Genomic DNA, 17,453 nt, shown 5'->3' with positions numbered 1-17,453 from the left:
TTTATATCCTGAATTGTAAATTTAAACCAGGAAAATGATTGCTTATAACGGGAAAATAATATATACTTAAATTAACATATATGTAATCGATTACATAGTTTAGGAAGGGGGAATATACGTGGGTAATAATAAAGTAGAAAAAACAAATTATAAAGAAATAGCACAACAAATAATAAATGAAATTGGTACAAGTGAAAACTTAATATCAGCAGCTCATTGTGCAACAAGACTTAGATTAGTAATTAAATCTAATGAAAAAGTAAATAAAGAAGCTATAGAAAATATTGATGGTGTAAAGGGAGTTTTCTTTGCATCTGGACAGCTTCAAGTAATATTTGGTACAGGGGTAGTAAATAAAGTATATGAAGAATTTACACAACTTACTGGTCAAGGTGAAGTATCAAAAGAAGAATTGAAACAAGTAGCTAGTGCAAATGATAATAAGTTTAAAAAGATAATAAAGACTTTAGGTGATGTATTTGTTCCTATCATACCAGCAATAGTAGCTGGAGGTCTTATGATGGGACTTACGGAATCTATAAATTTCTGTGTAAATAATGGTTATTTAGCAATAGATACAAGTGCATCATGGTATGTATTTTTAGCTATGTTTAGTAATGCAGCATACATATTCTTACCGATACTTATTGGATTTAGTAGTGCAAAGGTATTTGGTGGAAATCAATTCTTAGGTGCAGTTATAGCTATGATTATGTTACATCCAGATTTACAAAATGCATGGACTGTAGCTAGTGAAGGTGTGCTTAGAAATCAATCAGTATGGTTTGGACTATACGAGATTCCTATGGTAGCTTATCAAGGTCATGTAATACCAATAGTAATAGCAGTTTATATAATGAGCTTTATAGAAAATAAACTTCATAAGATAGTTCCAGAAATGATTGATTTATTTGTAACACCATTAGTTACAATATTTATAACTGGATATTTAACTCTTACATTAGTTGGACCAGTATTTGTTTTCTTAGAAAATTCTTTATTGACTGGAGTTCAACAAATAGTTCAATTACCATTTGGGATAGGTGGGTTTGTAATTGGTGGAATATATGCAACTACAGTTGTTACAGGTATTCATCATATGTATTCGATAATAGATATGGGACAAATCGCCAATTATGGATATACATATTGGTTGCCAATAGCATCAGCTGCAAATATAGCACAAGGTGGTGCAACACTTGCAGTAGGTGTAAAAACTAAAAATAAGAAAATAAAATCATTAGCATTCCCAGCAGCACTAAGTGCAATGTTGGGTATAACAGAGCCAGCAATATTTGGAATAAATTTAAGATATATAAAACCTTTTATAGGGGCAGCTTTAGGTGGAGCAGCAGGAGGATTATATGCATCAATAGTTGGACTTGGAGCTACAGGAACAGGAGTTACAGGAATATTTGGAATACTATTACATTTACATTCACCTATTAATTATCTAATAATGTTTGCAATAGCGTTAGGGGTTGCATTCTTTACAACATTATTATTGGGATGGGATGAATCTAAATAATTTTACAATAAGGTGGCAAATTATATTGTCACCTTATTATATATAAAATATTGCTATAGATAATGATTGGAGGAAATAATGAACGCTTTAAATAGAGATATAAAAAAATTAGTAAACTGTATAGAAAAAAATGAAAAAGAAAGAGTTAATAAAGACTATTGGAGATTAAAGTTTCACTTAATGCCACCAGTTGGATGGTTAAATGATCCAAATGGACTTTGTGAATTTAATGGTGAATATCATATCTTTTATCAATACTCTCCATTTGATGCTAATGGAGGAATAAAGTTTTGGGGGCATTATACTAGCAAAGATTTTATTAACTATAAAAATAATGGCGCAGAAGTATTTGCAGACCAGCCTTTTGATTGTCATGGAGCATATTCAGGTTCAACTATAGTACATAATGGAAAAATGAATATATTTTATACTGGGAATGTAAAACATTTAGGAAAGCATGATTATATTTCATCTGGAAGAGGACATAATACAGTGCTTTTAGTAAGTGAAGATGGAAAAACTTTTACAAATAAGAAATTAATAATGACTAATGATGATTACCCGAAAAATATGACTTGTCATGTTAGAGATCCAAAAGTTTGGATGGAAAATAATAAATTCTATATGGTACAAGGCGCTAGAGACAAAGATGATATAGGTCAAGTATTATTATTTGAAAGCGATGATATGATAAACTGGAATATAATAAATATTATAAAAAGTGAAAGTAAGTTTGGTTATATGTGGGAATGTCCAGATCTATTTAATGTAGATGGAAAAAATATATTATTAATATCTCCACAAGGAATAGATGCTGAAGGTATAAAATATAATAATATTTATCAAAGTGGATACTACATAGTAGATGGAGATTATAAAACTAATAATTATAAATTAAGGGATTTTGAAGAATTAGATAGAGGATTTGACTTTTATGCCCCTCAAACATTTGAAGATTCAAAAGGAAGAAGAATATTAATAGGATGGATGGGACTTCCAGATATAGAGGATTTATATTCTAATCCAACTACAGATTATGGTTGGCAGCATGCATTAACTATACCAAGAGAACTAAAAATTAAAAATAATAAGTTAATACAAAATCCAGTAGAGGAAATTAATATGCTGAGAAAAGATAAAAAATATATTGAAATAAATTCAAATATAAATGAAGATGCATACGATACATTTGATATGATTGTTAATTTAGAAAAATGTGATAAACTTGAAAGTACTATAAAAAATTGTGTAAATTTAAGTTATGATAGAGAACAGCAATTATTTACATTATCTTTTACACAGGGAGGTTATGGAAGAACTAACAGAAGTGTTAGCTTAGATAAATTAAACAACTTTAGAGTACTGTGTGATACATCATCTCTTGAAATATTTATTAATAATGGAGAAGAAGTATTTACTACTAGATTCTATCCAACTAAAGATAATGTAGGAATAAAGCTTAGTGGAGAAAATTTAAAAGGTAGCATTTGTATTTATGAAATGGAGGCCTATAAAATTGAAAACTAAAATATCATCAAGAATATTGGCATTATTAATAGATAATGTCGGTATTTATGCATTGATAGTAGGGATTTTTATAAATATAGGAAAAGACTCGACATTTGCCTTAAGGATTGGGAGTTTAATATTTACAATATATTTAATACTAGTACCAGTTATATTTAAAGGATATCATTTTGGTAAATATATGATGGGAATGAAAATAGTTACAGATAACTACAACAATCCAAGTTTAGTACATATTATTGTAAGAGAATTATGTAAAGTAATTTATACTATACCTTTTATCGGTATTATTTTAGTATTAGTTTCAAATTATATTATGAGCAAGAGAGAAGATGGTAAGGCCTTACATGATATAATTGCAAGAACAAAAGTAATAAATGTATAATAATGAAATAAATATTGTAATATAGGGATATTAACGGAGGGAATTATGAAAAAAATAATAACTATAGGAGAAGCATTAATTGACTTTATACCCAATAAAAAGGGCTGTAGTTTAAAAGAAGTAGTTGGATTTGAAAGAGTAGCAGGAGGTGCACCTGCTAATGTGGCTGCAGTAGTTAGTAAATTAGGAGGGAAATCTAATTTTATTTCACAACTAGGTGAAGATGCATTTGGAGATTATATTATAGATGAACTTAATAAAGTTAATGTTGATACAAGTTATGTATTAAGGACAAATAAAGCAAATACTGGACTTGCATTTGTTTCTTTAAAAGAAGATGGAAATAGAGATTTTTCATTTTATAGAAATCCAAGTGCGGATATGTTGTTAAATGAAAGTGAAATAAATAAAGAGTGGTTTAATGATTGTCATAGCTTACATTTTTGTTCTGTAGATTTAATAGATTGTCCGATGAAACAAGCGCATAAAAAAGCAATAAATTGTGCTATAGATAATAATAGCATTATAAGTTTTGACCCAAATGTAAGATTACCATTATGGAATAGTGAAGATGAATGTAGAAAAGCGATACTTGAATTTTTACCTTTTGCACATATAGTTAAAATATCAGATGAAGAATTAGATTTTATAACAGGATTTAATAATATTGAAGATGCTAAAGAAGTACTATTTAATGGAAGTGTAAAAATGGTTATTTTTACAAAAGGCAAAGATGGAGCAGAAATACATACAAAAGATAAAGTAGTTAGAATAGATGGTAATATAGTTGAAGTTATTGATACAACAGGCGCAGGAGACTCATTTATTGGAGCATTTTTATTTAAGTTATTAGAAAATGAAGTTGATCTTGAATGTATAGATAAGTTAAGTTGTGATACTATAAGAGATTATTTATTATTTGCTAATCATTATGCTGCATATAGTACAACTAAAAAAGGTGCTATAGCCTCATATGCAAACTTAGAAGAAATTCAAGAATACATTAAAAATAGGTAGTATTATTATAAAAATGAATAAAATAAAACTTCATTTCTTTTTGTAAATAAAAATGATTAAAACATATATAAGTAAATGAAAAAAACTACTCAATTATGAGTAGTTTTTTACGTTGTTAATATAGTAAAAATTCGCTTCGAGCGAGCGACGTGCCGAAGAAACATTTCATTTAATTTCTTTAATGATTTTCTTATTGCACACTCACTACAATTAAACTTATCTGCAATCTCAACTAAGTATGCATCTGGATGTTCTTCTATATATTTAATTGACTTTTCTGGATAAATCTTTTTTGATTTTCTAACATGTATTTCTATTTCTCCTAATTTACTTTCATTTTCTTTATTTATCCATCTAGTTAGTGTTGTTTTAGATATTTAATTTACAAGTTTCTTTGTAAGTATGGCCTTCTCTTTGATATTCTACTGCTCTTTGTTTAAACTTTATATCATAACTCATATTATATTAGCTAACTTATTCAATAGTTTTTATACCTTTATTATTAAGTTCATTTACTATAATAGATAAAAGGAAAATTTATTAAATAAGTTCTTAGTAGTCTCTTAAGTGAAATAAATTTTAACAAAAAATGACAAATGAATATATTATTTGACAATTGAAGGAAAACTTGTTAAAATAATTTTCAAGTGAATTTTTAACAATATATATTAGTGAGGGGGAATTTGATGGCTAATTTCTTAACACAATTAGAACACATGATAACTAAAGTTTCAGAAGTTATATGGCCTGTGTTCGTACCGTTTATGTTAGTTTTAGGTGCTTATATGGCTTTTACAAGTATCACTAAGATACACCCTAAAATGACTAAACCATCAAAAATGAAATTTAAAAATATGATAGGACCTGCATCTATATCTCTAGGAGCTATGGTTGGAACAGGAGCTATCGTAGGTGTGCTTGGCGCAATCTCAAAATTATATGGAGCAGGACAACACAATATAGAAGCTATCGTTGCTTGGGCTATGATAGGTGCTTTAGTAATGATACCTGTATCTTACTGCGAAACAGTAAACTCAAAAATAATGAAGCAAGGACCAAGAGAGTATATCTCTAAATTAATAAGTCCAAAATTAGGATTCTTCTATGCAATATCAATAGTTGCATTAGTTGTTTTCGGATTTGGTGGATTCCAATTCAGTGGAATAGATTCTGTATTTACAATAGTAGCTTCTCAATTTATGGGTGTTGAACTTTCATTAGTTCAAAGATACATGTTTATAGTAATACCTGTAGTATTAATAGTTGCTCTTGTTGTATTATCTAAGAAAGATGATATATTCATGAACGCTATGACTTACATGATAGGAACAGCTTTAGCTGCTTACTTAATATTCGCTACTATATTTATAGTAAAAACTGCAAACCATATACCAGTATACTTCTCTGGATTATTAAAAGGTATGATGAATCCTGTTAATGCTGGTATGGGTATACCTATAGGATTTGTTTTAGGTATGCAAAAAGTATTACAAACAGTAGAAAGTGGATTAGGATGTTTAGCGATGTCTGCTCAACAATCTGATTCTGAACCAAGAGAAGCTGGTACTATATCATTAATACCAAGTATAATGACTTTATTCATAGCTATATTCATAACTTCTTACATAGCTAGTTACGGAATAGACGCTGGTATAATAAATTACGGTGCTCCAAATGACGCTGTTTATAGATTATCTTCATTCTTTAACACAGCATCTAGTGTTACTGGAACATTTGGATTAGCAGTTATGGCATTATTCACAGTTTTATCAGCTATGACTACTATATTAGGTTCATACTACTACTTAAGAAAACTATTCAAAAGCAATGCTGTAAACAAGAACATAGTAATATACATGACTTTAATAATATCAGCAGGAACATTAGCTATATTTGGAGCTAACGTTGTATTTGAAGCAGTTGACTTATTATTATTCGTATGTTCAGGTATAAACTTAATAGCATTAAGCGTATTTGCTTACCAAGCTAACAAAGCTATTAAAAATGGTGAAGTTAAAGATATAAACGAAGAAGTTAAATCTGCTTAATTATCAATAACTATTAAGTATAAAAAAGCAATCAAAATAATACTGTAGTTGAAGAACTAGCAAAAGTACAATAATAAATAAAAAGAACTAAGTTTAACTATTTATCAGTGAAACTTAGTTCTTTTTTTGTTTAAAGAAATTCATAATCATTATATAAATATTGGTATTTATTGTAAAATATTTTATATAAAAACATTACAATAAAAAAATAAAAATATTTAAAACCTTTTATGAAACTTTAGAGTCTAATAGTTAGAATAAAATATTGGAATGGGATAATAATTGGAAAATTTTTAAGTAAAAATTCAAATACCTATATCAATGATTATAGAAGATTTAAATGGTAAAACAGCAGGAAGTCATGTAGTACCTAAGGTGAAAAATATAATAGAAAATTATAATAACAATTAACCTCGTTAATATAAATAAAAGAGATGAAGTTTTATATCATTTCTTTCTTATTAATTCTGTAGCATTATTTATACAAATATAATATAATAACATGTAATGCAAATTTGTATTATATTTATATGAATTTTAACTGGAGGAATTTAGATGGATAACTACCGAAATTCTATGTCAAGAGAAAACCTGATAATGTTAATAATGGCTGGATCTATACTTGTTTTTAACTTAGTTGGATTTATAGTATCATACTTTGTATGGAAGGATTTAAGTAAAGAATCTGACTATATAAGAGAAAATGGCAGAAAGCTATTAAATTTTCATATATCTTTTGTAATATATGAAATAATAGCAGGATTATCAATATTTGTATTAATAGGAGCGATTTTAACTCCAATAGTTTCAATAGCATACTTTGTATTAGCAGTACTTGGTATGATAAAGTATGGACAATATAAAGACTATGATTATGCATTTGTAATTAATTTTATAAAGTAATTGATAAAAGATGAAGAAAAAACTTCATCTTTTTTTATTTTTTATAAAAAAAACTTAATAAAATTAATTTTACTATATATATTTTTTTATTTTTATGGCTAATGTATACACTTTATTATTTTAGATAACATATGATAGCATATATCAATAAAGGAGTGGAATATATGTGTGGAATAGTTGGATGGGCTAATCTTAAAAAAGACATAAAGCCATATTACAATATAGTAGAAGAAATGAGAGATACTCTAGCATTTAGAGGTCCAGATTCATATGGAATAAAAGTATATGATAATGCAATACTTGGACATAGAAGATTAGCTATAGTTGACCCAACAGGTGGATTTCAGCCTATGGATAAGTATTTAGGTGATAGAAAATATACTATAGTATATAATGGAGAATTATATAATACAGAGGTTGTAAGGCGTGATTTATTAGATAAAGGGTATACATTTAACTCATATTCTGATACAGAAGTACTTTTAACTTCATATATAGAGTATGGTCAAGATTGTGTAAATAAAATCGATGGTATATATGCATTTGCTATATGGGATGATTATAAAAAAGAATTATTTTTAGTAAGGGATCCATTAGGGGTTAAACCTTTATTTTATTCATTTAAGGATGATTCATTAATATTTGGATCTGAAATTAAAGCATTATTAAAACATCCAAATGTTGATTCTATTGTTGATAAAGAAGGTATTTTAGAGATGATGGCTATAAGTCCTCAAAGAAGCTTAGGATCAGGAATATTTAAAGATATAAAAGAAGTACCTCCTGCATATTGTTTAACATACAATGAAAATGGAATAAAATTAAGACAGTATTGGGAGCTAGAAGCAAAAGAACACACAGAAGATTTAGGGCAAACTACAAATCATTTAAGAGAATTACTAGTAGATGCAATCGAAAGACAACTTGTTAGTGATGTACCAGTTTGTACTTTCTTATCTGGTGGGCTTGATTCAAGTTTTATATCGTATATAGCAGCTAAGGCTTTTGAAAGAGATGGCAAAGAAAAATTAAATACATTTTCAATAGATTATACTGATAATGAAAAATATTTTAAAGCTAATGAATTCCAACCAAATAGTGATGCCTATTGGGTTGTAAAAATGGCTGATTATATTAAAAGTAATCACCACAATGTAATACTAGATAATACAACGCTTGCAAATTATTTAAAAGAAGCTACATTAGCATCTGATTTACCTTTAATGGCAGATATAGATTCATCACTTTATTTATTTTCTAAAGAAGTAAGAAAACATGCTACAGTTGCTTTATCTGGAGAATGTGCGGATGAGGTATTTGGTGGATATCCTTGGTATACTAAAGATTACGAAAATATAGAAATGTTTCCATGGCAAGATTCATTAAACCATAGAAAAAATATATTAGCGAAAAGTTTAAAGGATTTACCTATAGAAGAATATGCAAAACAAATGTGTCAAGATAGTATAAAAAAAGTTCCAAAAGTAAAAGGCGAAAGCAAAAGAGATGAAAGAATGAGAGAGTTAACTTATCTAAACTTAAAATGGTTTATGATAACTTTATTAAATAGAAAAGATAGAATGACTATGGCAAATAGTTTAGAGGGAAGAGTACCTTATGCAGATAAAACACTAGTTGAATATGCTTATAATATACCTGCAGATATGAAATTATTACATGGTCGTGAAAAAGGACTTTTAAGAGAGTCTATGAGAACTCTACTTCCAGATGAAATAATAGATAGAAAGAAAAGTCCGTATCCAAAAACTCACAATCCAATATACACTAAAGCAGTGTGTAAAATGTTAAATGATATAGCTCAAAATCCAAATGCTAAGCTTTTTCAAATAGTAGATAAAGAAGCTGTTATTAATATGATAAATACTCAAGGTAGAAGCTTTACTAAACCTTGGTTTGGTCAACTTATGACAGGACCTCAAGTAATAGCTTATTTAATTCAGTTAGAAACTTGGTTAAATGAATATAATGTAAAACTAGATATATAAATAGGGAGGGATTATTATGGGATTATTAAGAGTAATAAAAAAAGAAGATCACAATAGTGCAAAAATAGTTCAAATACTAAACACTAATAAACAAATAAAATTTGTTTCACTTATGGGGGTAGATTTAGGTGGAAATGCAACTGATGAAAAAATACCTGTAGAATTATTTAAAAAAGATATAGATGATTTTTTATATAGAGGAATACAAACAGATGGTTCAAGTGTAGAACTTCATGAAATTGCAACATTAAATAATGCTAAAGTTAATTTACTTCCTGATTTAGATGTAAATTGGTATATTGATTATAATACTGAGTTAACTGACTATGAAACTAACCTACCTGTTGGGACACTTAAGATACCTTCTTTCTTAATACACAATGATAAAAAAGTATGTTCAAGAGGAATACTACAAAGAGCAACAAATAATTTAGAGAATACTTTGATTGATTTGTTAAAAAAATATCCTAATCTTTTAAATAATATAGATATAAATAGTGTGGATGATATAGAAAAGATAAATATAACATCAGCAACAGAGCTAGAATTTTGGGTAAGTACACCAGAAGATAAAGCAGATTTAGATAAATTATATGTATCTCAAAGCTTAAAAGAGCAGTACTGGAAAAAAACTCAAGGTACTATAAGAAGTGCTCTAGAAAGAACTCTTATAATACTTCAAGAGTTAGGTGTAGAACCTGAAATGGGTCATAAAGAAGTTGGCGGTATAGCAAGTTCAATAAGTATAGATGGTAAAACTAATCATGCAATGGAACAATTAGAAATAGACTGGAAATATTCAAGTGCAATTCAAACAGCAGACAATGAGATAGTAATAAGAGATATAGTTGAAGAAGTATTTAAAAGTTTTGGTCTTGATGTAACTTTTAAAGCTAAGCCACTTAATAGAGTAGCTGGAAGTGGAGAACATACTCATATAGGAATAAGTGCAAAATTAAAGGATGGAACAGTTAAGAATTTATTCTCACCAAAATGTATGAATAGTGATTTTATGAGTGAAATAGGATATGGAGCATTAATGGGAATACTTAAAAATTATGAAGTATTAAATCCATTTGTAACAGATTCAAATGATGCTTTAAATAGATTAGTACCAGGATTTGAAGCACCGGTATGTATAGTTACTTCACTTGGTAAAACTTATGAAGTCCCATCAAGAAATAGATCAGTATTAATAGGACTTATAAGAGATATAGATAATCCATTAGCAACTAGATTTGAGCTAAGAGCTCCAAATCCATTATCAAATACTTATTTAGTTTTAGCAAGTATTTATCAAGCAGCAGTAGATGGTATAAAAGCAGTAGCAGTTAGTAATTTAGATTCAAAAGAATTAGAAAAAGAAATATCTAAAGAAGCAGGTGAAACTAGTTTTTATCTAGAAAAAGATAGAAAATATAGGGATGAAGAAAATGTATTTGAATACTATACTCAAGATGAAAGAGAAAAATTATTTGGAAAATCACCAGCTACAGTTTATGAAAATATGTTAAATTTAGATAAATATATTGAAAAAGTTGAAGTATTAAAAGATAATGATGTATTTACTGATGATATTATAAATTCATTTAAAGTAGGTGCTATAGAAAGATGGATGATGGAGTTAAAAAATAGGGTTATACAAGATAATATGGATATAATAAGAGGATGCAAAAAAATGCATACAATAGATGAGATGGATGCTTTAGATGAGGTTGTATATAATGATATAGATAATATAAAACATGAATTAATGAAAGATACTTTAATAAGAAAGTCTTTATTTAGTCAAATAATAGAGGCATTAGATAATAATGAATTAGAACTAGCATCACAACTTCAATTAGTAATGAAAGCTAAAATGGAATTACTTCAAAGAGAATACATTCAATATAAGAAAAATATTTTTTAATATATAACAATAAAGTACCTTAAAATAACTTTTATAGGTTATTTTAAGGTACTTTATTATTATAAGGATTTTATAACACCTTAAAATCTATGTAAAACTTGTGTATTAAAGTAATATAAATACATTTAAATAGTAACAAGAATAGTCTGAAAAAATGTGAACATTTAGTGGATTTTATAATATAATAAATGTAGTAATTGTTATATAAGATAAATAAAATTGGGGATGTTGATATGAAAAAATATGAGTATAAATGTGTATCTATTTTAGGTGATGGAGAAAGAACAACAAGAATACTTAATGAATATGGACAGCAGGGATGGGAATTAGTATGTACATGTTGGATTTGGCATTATTTTAAGAGAGAAATATAAAATTAGATTACTTTGTAATTTTAATATATTGACAAGCAAAATGGTAGGAGTATAGATCCTACTTTTTTTATTATATATTTTTTATGTAATTTTTATATATAATGGAGAAAATATAATTATATATGAATATAAATAATAATATTAATAACAAAGAATTGGAGGATAAAATGAAAATAGCAATATTTTTAGGTGCAGGAGCTTCAGCAGCAGAACATTGCCCTATTCAAAGTCAACTTTTTGTTGAATATTTTAAATCCTTAACACAAAAAGATTATAAAAGTGAAATGAACATAGAACTACATAAGTTTTTTAAAGATATGTTTAATATAGATATAATAAATGATGATATAGATAAAATATCATTTCCAACATTTGAAGAAGTACTAGGTCTTATAGATTTAGCAGAACAAAGAAGAGAATCATTTAAAAACTTTGGACTTGAAAACTTACACAAAAAAAGTGATAGTATACGTATTTTAAGACAGTACCTTATATTACTTATGGCTAAGGCTGTTCATAATAATGAGAAAACTAATAATTACTACCACAAATTATTAATAGATAACTTATTAAAAGAAAATCTATTAAAAGATACCACATTTATAAGTGCAAACTATGATATACATATAGATAATACGATAGCAGGGCTATATAAAAAAGATAATCCTATAATGCTTGATTATGGAGTTGATTTTACAAATTTTGATTTTAGACACAGTTGGAAAAAGCCACAGCCTCCATCTGTTAAACTTTATAAGATACATGGGTCATTAAATTGGTTATACTGTCCAGTATGTAACAGTTTGACAATAACACCTTATGAAGGTGGGATAATGAGACTTTTAGATAATATAGATGAAGCTAAATGTTTAGCATGTGATGAAATTACAATACCTATTATAATACCTCCAACATATTTTAAAAATATGACTAATGTATTTGTATCAACAGTTTGGAATGAAGTAGAAAAAACTTTAAGAGAAAGTGATTTACTTATTTTTTGCGGATATTCTTTTTCTGATGCTGATATACATATAAAGTATATGATAAAAAGAGTTCAGACTAGTAGAAAAAAAGCTCCTTTAAAATTTATGATATTTAATAGTTATAAAGGGAAAAGAGAAGAGTTTAAGAGAAAGGAAGAAGATAGATATAAAAGGTTCTTAGGAGAAGGAGTTATATTTAAAGATAATTCTTTTGAAGAGTTTGCAAAGGATCCTTTAAGATTTATAAATGGGATAAAGATATAAAATAAAGGTAGCTAAATTGCTATCTAAAGTATTTTCACCGATATTTTTACACTTTTGAACATAATTTAGAAGGAAAATAAGCATTGTTATCAAATTATAAATATAGGGGAAAAATTAAGGAGAAACTAGGGGGAGAAAAGATGGTTACGTTTGATATAAATGGTGCTATAGTAGAATTCGATGAAAAAATGAATAACTACAATAGCATAAGGAAACTATTTAAAAATCAAGCAGAATATGCACGTGATAATTTTAAAAATTATTGTTTAGATAATATATTAACGTTAAAAGACTTATCGGAAAAGTCATTAGAACTGGGAATGGATAATATAGAAAGTACTATAAAAAAAGGTGTTGAAACATTAGTAGGTTATAATCTTATAACTATAGACATTAACACATTTAAAGAATGTTATTGTGCAAAGTATTTAAATTATCAAAGAATGTTTAATAACACTATAAAACAAACCAAAACAAAAAGCAAAAAAAGTAATTACATGACAAAAGCATCTCTTAAGCCTTTAATAGAAAATTTATCAATATATATATATAATGACTGCTTTAATATACATAATGCAGTAATAGATGCACTTATAAAAAATGATATAGAAATAGTATCTTCAAAAGTAGATGAAGATAATATAAAAAAATCAAGTGCCTTATTCAATAATTATAAGGATGGATTTATAAATAGAGTAGATGGTACTATGGTAGTAAAGCAGATTATAACTTTAAATCCTTATAGAATGGATGTTTACGAGTACTTAATAAAAGAAGATGGGGACTTTAATAGAGAGATAGAAAGATTAGCTGATTACTTAGGTTATGATTTAAAACCATATAAAAATCAATTAATGGATGAATATATTGATGATTGTCTGAAAAATGATACAGATATAGAATTTATAAAAGATAAGGTTGCAAAATATGCTAAATATATAGGATCTTTAAATGAGGCTATCTATTTAACTAGAATAGATGCTATACAGATGTTTGAAAATGCATAATTTTTAACATAAATACCCCTATAGTCAATTGACTATAGGGGTATTTATGTATTTTAAATTATTAATAAAATAGTGTATCATCTTTGTAAATATCTTCATTAAATTTATCGTCAGAGTCTATAAAAATATCATCATTTAATATAATTTCATCGTAATTATCTTCGTATGAATTATCACCATAAGACATTATATCGTCATAGTTAATTTTATCTTGAAAAAAATTAATTTTTTTCATTAATTTATTCTTATTTTTATTTCTACGTGACTTAAAATTTAAATCCATATATAGCACCTCAAAATATAATATTTTACCACAGTAATTATTATATGCAAAAGTCAAAATTTTATAGACTATATAAATAAATTATTATATATCTTATTTATTTTATACGATCTAAAATCATACGAAACTTAGTTTTTAAATACGGAAAATATTAGAAGATTTTAGATATAATATATTTTAAATAAATTGCATATATTTAACAATAAGTAATAAGGGGAGGGATATATATGAAAGCTACGATGAGAATAAAGCTTAAAGAAAAGGATATAGATCATGATAAATACATAGGTACTTATAAGATTATAGAAATATTTGATGATATAGCCGAAGAACTGCTTATAAGAAATGAAGGTCATAAAGGTGTATTAAAGGAATATGAAGACCTAGAACTTATAAAACCTTTAGTTTGTGGAGATCATGTAGATATAATAGGTCAAATTATAGCTTTTAATGATACAATATTAAAAATAAAATTTGAAGTATTTAAGGTATTAGATGGAGAGCATGAAAAATATTTATTAACGCCTGAGCTACTTTGTAAAGCTATTGGTGTATTTGAAGTATTTCCAAAATAAAGAAAATAGCATAGAAAAATGAACTCTAATAATTAGAGTTCATTTTTCTATGCTATTTTCTAGAGTTATATAGTTTTTCAGCTATGTTTAAAATTTCATACATAATCCAAGCACAAAATGATAATACAAATACACCCATCATTACAAGGTCTAATTTAAATACTTGACTACCATAAACTATTAAATATCCTAAACCATAACGAGATACTAAGAATTCACCAACTATAACCCCAACCCATGCCATACCAATGTTTATTTTAGTAAGATTTATAAGATTACCTATATTTGAAGGAATTATAAGTTTAAATAATATCTGAGATTTAGTTGCGCCAAAGCTTTTTAACATTTTTATTTTTTCTTCATCTACATTTATAAAGTAGTTATAAGCAGATAATATAGTAACGACAACTGATATTGTAACTGCGGTAACTACTATTCCTTGAATTCCAGCACCAGCCCAAACAATTATAATAGGAGCTAGAGCAGTTTTAGGAAGAGCATTTAATACAACTAAGAATGGATCTAATATTTTTGATAATTTTTCAGACCACCAAAGTGCTATTGCAACGAGTATGCCTAAAACTGTACCTATTACTAATCCAAGTACTGTTTCATATACAGATATACCAACGTGTTTCATAAGTTCACCGTTTGATATATACTTTATAAATAGTTTATATATATCAGATGGCTTACTAAATAAGAATGTTTGTATTATCCCAGCGTTTGCAAGGATTTCCCATAGTACTAATATTCCAACAAGTAATGCTATTTGAATTAATAAAACTTTTACTTTTTCTCTTTTTATGTTTTTAAGGTAATTGGCATATCCTTCTGAGTAGTTATTGTTTAATTTCATAAGAATCCAACTCCTTCCATAGAATGTCAAAGTATTGTTGGAATTGTGGTACCTTACGAGTTTTTAGAGGTGTTTTTTCTCCTTCTGTTACAAGGTTTATTTCATGAACACTTTTTACAATAGCTGGTCTTCTAGATAATACTATTATTTTATCACTCATCGATATGGCTTCTGATATGTCGTGAGTTACGAGAATTGCAGACTTACCTTCATTTTTTATTATTCTATAAACATCATCACTAACTAATATTCTTGTCTGATAATCAAGAGCTGAAAATGGTTCATCAAGTAAAAGTATATCAGGGTCTACTGCAAGTGTACGTATAAGAGCCACCCTTTGTCTCATACCTCCAGATAGCTCTTTTGGATACATATTTCTAAAATCCCATAAATCATAAGTTTTTAAAAGCCTTTCAACTCTTTTAATTGATTCATCAGTTTTTTTCTTTTGAATTTCAAGTCCAATAGTTATATTGTCCATTATAGTTCTCCACTCTAGTAGGTGATCCTTTTGAAACATATATCCAACCTTACCATTTATAACTACATCACCGCTAGTAGGTTTTAAAAGGTCAGTTAGTATATTTAATATAGTTGATTTTCCAGAACCACTAGGTCCAAGAATGGTTAGAATTTGTCCTTTAGTTAGATTAAAGTTTATATTTTTTAGAACTTCAAGTTCTCCGTCTTTGGTATAAAAAGTTTGATTTAAGTTTGATATTTTGACCATATCTTTCATATAGTCACCTCCAAGAAGTTTTTTTAGTATATATTATTGTATTAATTTGTGGAAGGATTTGTACCATTTTTTACGAAAAGATAAATTTTAATGTCTTAAAATATGGGGTCTTGATTCGCTACTCATGGGGTAGTTTTGAAATATATTTTAATTATGGGATTTATCATATGTTATTAGAAAAACAATAAATTTTATACTAAATAATAGTCTAATAAGGTAAATGTGGAATTAACATAAGAGGTAGAAGTCATAGATTGAAGATAAACTACAGAACTACTGAAGAAACAAGAGCATGGGCATTTAATTTACTTAATGGTATAAAGTTTGACGACTTAGACACGGGTACTGAAGATAACAAAGGATACAAATCACTAGTACATGGACCAAGTCCTGAAGTTGTTAATTTTAATAATATTGAGGAAGAAGTTGATTACATAGCTAATCGTATAAAAGATTTAGAAGAGCAAGGTATAGATTTAAATAATATATGCTTAGTTGCTCGTACTGACAGACAGTTGGATATGTACAGAGAATTTTTAAGGGATAGAATGATTAAGACTTATAAGATACATAGAAAGGAAGCTGAAGATAGGCAGAATAAGTGTATAAGAGTTGCTACTATGCACAGGGTTAAAGGTTTAGAGTTTGATCATGTATTTTTAGTGGGTATTAATGATGGAGTTGTTCCTTTAAAACAGTTTATTGATTCAGCTTCTGATAATGTTGTGAGAAAACAAAGGATTGTTGCCGAGAGATCTCTTTTATATGTAGCTGCTACTAGGGCTAAGAAGGCTGTTTTTGTGAGTAGTTATGATAAGATGTCGGAGTTATTAGAGTAGTTAGAAATATTTTTAACAAGAGTATGAAAATAGAAAACGAATGATATAGACTGGAATTTAAAAATACCAATACAAATTAAAGAATAGAGTTAATAAAAGTAAGGATATATTTTATTTATTTAAAATTTTATCCTTACTTTTTTTCGGTAATATATTATTTTGTAAAAATAAAATATATTTTGTATAATCTATATATAAACT

General features: G+C 27.2%; 17 protein-coding genes. 13 read left to right on the top strand and 4 right to left on the bottom strand.

Features of this window, described 5'->3' with window-relative positions:
* Nucleotides 1–118: 118 nt before the first annotated feature.
* From CRIB_RS06665 to CRIB_RS06650, 4 genes are all read left to right on the top strand, one after another.
* Nucleotides 119–1,528, top strand: coding sequence for a PTS transporter subunit EIIC (locus CRIB_RS06665; protein WP_180701619.1), 1,410 nt, complete (start codon nt 119–121; stop codon nt 1,526–1,528).
* Nucleotides 1,529–1,606: 78 nt separating this feature from the next.
* Entirely contained in the window at nt 1,607–3,055 is a 1,449-nt protein-coding gene (locus CRIB_RS06660; protein ID WP_180701618.1) for a glycoside hydrolase family 32 protein, read from the top strand.
* The gene (locus tag CRIB_RS06655) at nt 3,045–3,440 is read left to right on the top strand and encodes an RDD family protein (protein ID WP_180701617.1); all 396 of its coding nucleotides are present in this window, start codon (nt 3,045–3,047) and stop codon (nt 3,438–3,440) included. The genes CRIB_RS06660 and CRIB_RS06655 overlap by 11 nt, the downstream gene beginning before the upstream one ends.
* Before the next feature lie 45 nt (nt 3,441–3,485).
* Entirely contained in the window at nt 3,486–4,457 is a 972-nt protein-coding gene (locus CRIB_RS06650) for a carbohydrate kinase family protein (protein WP_180701616.1), read from the top strand.
* Nucleotides 4,458–4,564: 107 nt separating this feature from the next.
* Here CRIB_RS06650 and CRIB_RS12835 read toward each other — a convergent pair whose 3' ends face one another.
* Nucleotides 4,565–4,834, bottom strand: a complete 270-nt coding sequence (locus tag CRIB_RS12835; RefSeq protein WP_180703683.1) for an IS630 transposase-related protein — start codon at nt 4,832–4,834, stop codon at nt 4,565–4,567.
* Between the two features lie 309 nt (nt 4,835–5,143).
* Between CRIB_RS12835 and CRIB_RS06640 the strand changes: the two genes are divergently transcribed.
* From CRIB_RS06640 to CRIB_RS06610, 7 genes are all read left to right on the top strand, one after another.
* Nucleotides 5,144–6,505, top strand: a complete 1,362-nt coding sequence (locus CRIB_RS06640) for an alanine:cation symporter family protein (protein WP_180701615.1) — start codon at nt 5,144–5,146, stop codon at nt 6,503–6,505.
* Nucleotides 6,506–7,060: 555 nt separating this feature from the next.
* Nucleotides 7,061–7,408 (top strand): DUF4870 domain-containing protein, encoded by a 348-nt coding sequence (locus CRIB_RS06635; RefSeq protein ID WP_180701614.1) that lies wholly within the window; start codon nt 7,061–7,063, stop codon nt 7,406–7,408.
* 164 nt (nt 7,409–7,572) lie between these two features.
* Nucleotides 7,573–9,414 (top strand): asparagine synthase (glutamine-hydrolyzing), encoded by a 1,842-nt coding sequence (gene asnB / locus CRIB_RS06630; protein WP_180701613.1) that lies wholly within the window; start codon nt 7,573–7,575, stop codon nt 9,412–9,414.
* Nucleotides 9,415–9,427: 13 nt separating this feature from the next.
* Complete coding sequence (locus CRIB_RS06625; protein WP_334293966.1) at nt 9,428–11,326, top strand: glutamine synthetase; 1,899 nt, start codon at nt 9,428–9,430, stop codon at nt 11,324–11,326.
* A 233-nt stretch (nt 11,327–11,559) separates the two neighbouring features.
* Nucleotides 11,560–11,700 carry a DUF4177 domain-containing protein gene (locus tag CRIB_RS06620; RefSeq protein WP_180701611.1) on the top strand — a complete coding sequence of 47 codons (141 nt, stop codon included), beginning with the start codon at nt 11,560–11,562 and terminating at the stop codon, nt 11,698–11,700.
* Between the two features lie 167 nt (nt 11,701–11,867).
* Nucleotides 11,868–12,950: an SIR2 family protein gene (locus CRIB_RS06615; RefSeq protein WP_180701610.1), complete on the top strand. Its 1,083-nt coding sequence runs from the start codon at nt 11,868–11,870 to the stop codon at nt 12,948–12,950.
* 140 nt (nt 12,951–13,090) lie between these two features.
* Nucleotides 13,091–13,957, top strand: coding sequence for a kinase (locus tag CRIB_RS06610; RefSeq protein WP_180701609.1), 867 nt, complete (start codon nt 13,091–13,093; stop codon nt 13,955–13,957).
* Nucleotides 13,958–14,018: 61 nt separating this feature from the next.
* Here CRIB_RS06610 and CRIB_RS06605 read toward each other — a convergent pair whose 3' ends face one another.
* Nucleotides 14,019–14,240: a hypothetical protein gene (locus tag CRIB_RS06605; protein WP_180701608.1), complete on the bottom strand. Its 222-nt coding sequence runs from the start codon at nt 14,238–14,240 to the stop codon at nt 14,019–14,021.
* A gap of 227 nt (nt 14,241–14,467) precedes the next feature.
* Here CRIB_RS06605 and CRIB_RS06600 point away from each other — a divergent pair, with 227 nt between their 5' ends.
* Nucleotides 14,468–14,815, top strand: a complete 348-nt coding sequence (locus tag CRIB_RS06600; RefSeq protein ID WP_180701607.1) for a hypothetical protein — start codon at nt 14,468–14,470, stop codon at nt 14,813–14,815.
* A 52-nt stretch (nt 14,816–14,867) separates the two neighbouring features.
* Here the strand turns inward: CRIB_RS06600 and CRIB_RS06595 are convergent, their stop codons facing one another.
* Nucleotides 14,868–15,674, bottom strand: coding sequence for an ABC transporter permease (locus CRIB_RS06595; protein WP_180701606.1), 807 nt, complete (start codon nt 15,672–15,674; stop codon nt 14,868–14,870).
* A complete protein-coding gene (locus CRIB_RS06590) occupies nt 15,658–16,413 on the bottom strand; it encodes an ABC transporter ATP-binding protein (RefSeq protein WP_180701605.1) in 756 nt (251 codons plus the stop codon). Before CRIB_RS06590 ends, CRIB_RS06595 begins: the two co-directional genes overlap by 17 nt.
* Before the next feature lie 254 nt (nt 16,414–16,667).
* Between CRIB_RS06590 and CRIB_RS06585 the strand changes: the two genes are divergently transcribed.
* Nucleotides 16,668–17,252 (top strand): 3'-5' exonuclease, encoded by a 585-nt coding sequence (locus CRIB_RS06585; protein WP_180701604.1) that lies wholly within the window; start codon nt 16,668–16,670, stop codon nt 17,250–17,252.
* Nucleotides 17,253–17,453 lie beyond the last annotated feature (201 nt).

The sequence above is a fragment of the Romboutsia ilealis genome, assembly GCF_900015215.1.
In the GTDB taxonomy this organism is placed as follows: Bacteria; Bacillota; Clostridia; order Peptostreptococcales; family Peptostreptococcaceae; genus Romboutsia; species Romboutsia ilealis.
Note: the sequence above shows the minus strand (reverse complement) of the source record. Positions and strands in the feature narration are given on the sequence as shown.

Coding starts and splice junctions, on each gene's coding strand:
- CRIB_RS06660 (WP_180701618.1), top strand. CDS start 1,607: ATGAACGCTTTAAATAGAGATATAAAAAAATTAGTAAACTGTATAGAA.
- CRIB_RS06650 (WP_180701616.1), top strand. CDS start 3,486: ATGAAAAAAATAATAACTATAGGAGAAGCATTAATTGACTTTATACCC.
- CRIB_RS06640 (WP_180701615.1), top strand. CDS start 5,144: ATGGCTAATTTCTTAACACAATTAGAACACATGATAACTAAAGTTTCA.
- CRIB_RS06635 (WP_180701614.1), top strand. CDS start 7,061: ATGGATAACTACCGAAATTCTATGTCAAGAGAAAACCTGATAATGTTA.
- asnB (WP_180701613.1), top strand. CDS start 7,573: ATGTGTGGAATAGTTGGATGGGCTAATCTTAAAAAAGACATAAAGCCA.
- CRIB_RS06620 (WP_180701611.1), top strand. CDS start 11,560: ATGAAAAAATATGAGTATAAATGTGTATCTATTTTAGGTGATGGAGAA.
- CRIB_RS06615 (WP_180701610.1), top strand. CDS start 11,868: ATGAAAATAGCAATATTTTTAGGTGCAGGAGCTTCAGCAGCAGAACAT.
- CRIB_RS06610 (WP_180701609.1), top strand. CDS start 13,091: ATGGTTACGTTTGATATAAATGGTGCTATAGTAGAATTCGATGAAAAA.
- CRIB_RS06605 (WP_180701608.1), bottom strand. CDS start 14,240: ATGGATTTAAATTTTAAGTCACGTAGAAATAAAAATAAGAATAAATTA.
- CRIB_RS06600 (WP_180701607.1), top strand. CDS start 14,468: ATGAAAGCTACGATGAGAATAAAGCTTAAAGAAAAGGATATAGATCAT.
- CRIB_RS06595 (WP_180701606.1), bottom strand. CDS start 15,674: ATGAAATTAAACAATAACTACTCAGAAGGATATGCCAATTACCTTAAA.
- CRIB_RS06590 (WP_180701605.1), bottom strand. CDS start 16,413: ATGAAAGATATGGTCAAAATATCAAACTTAAATCAAACTTTTTATACC.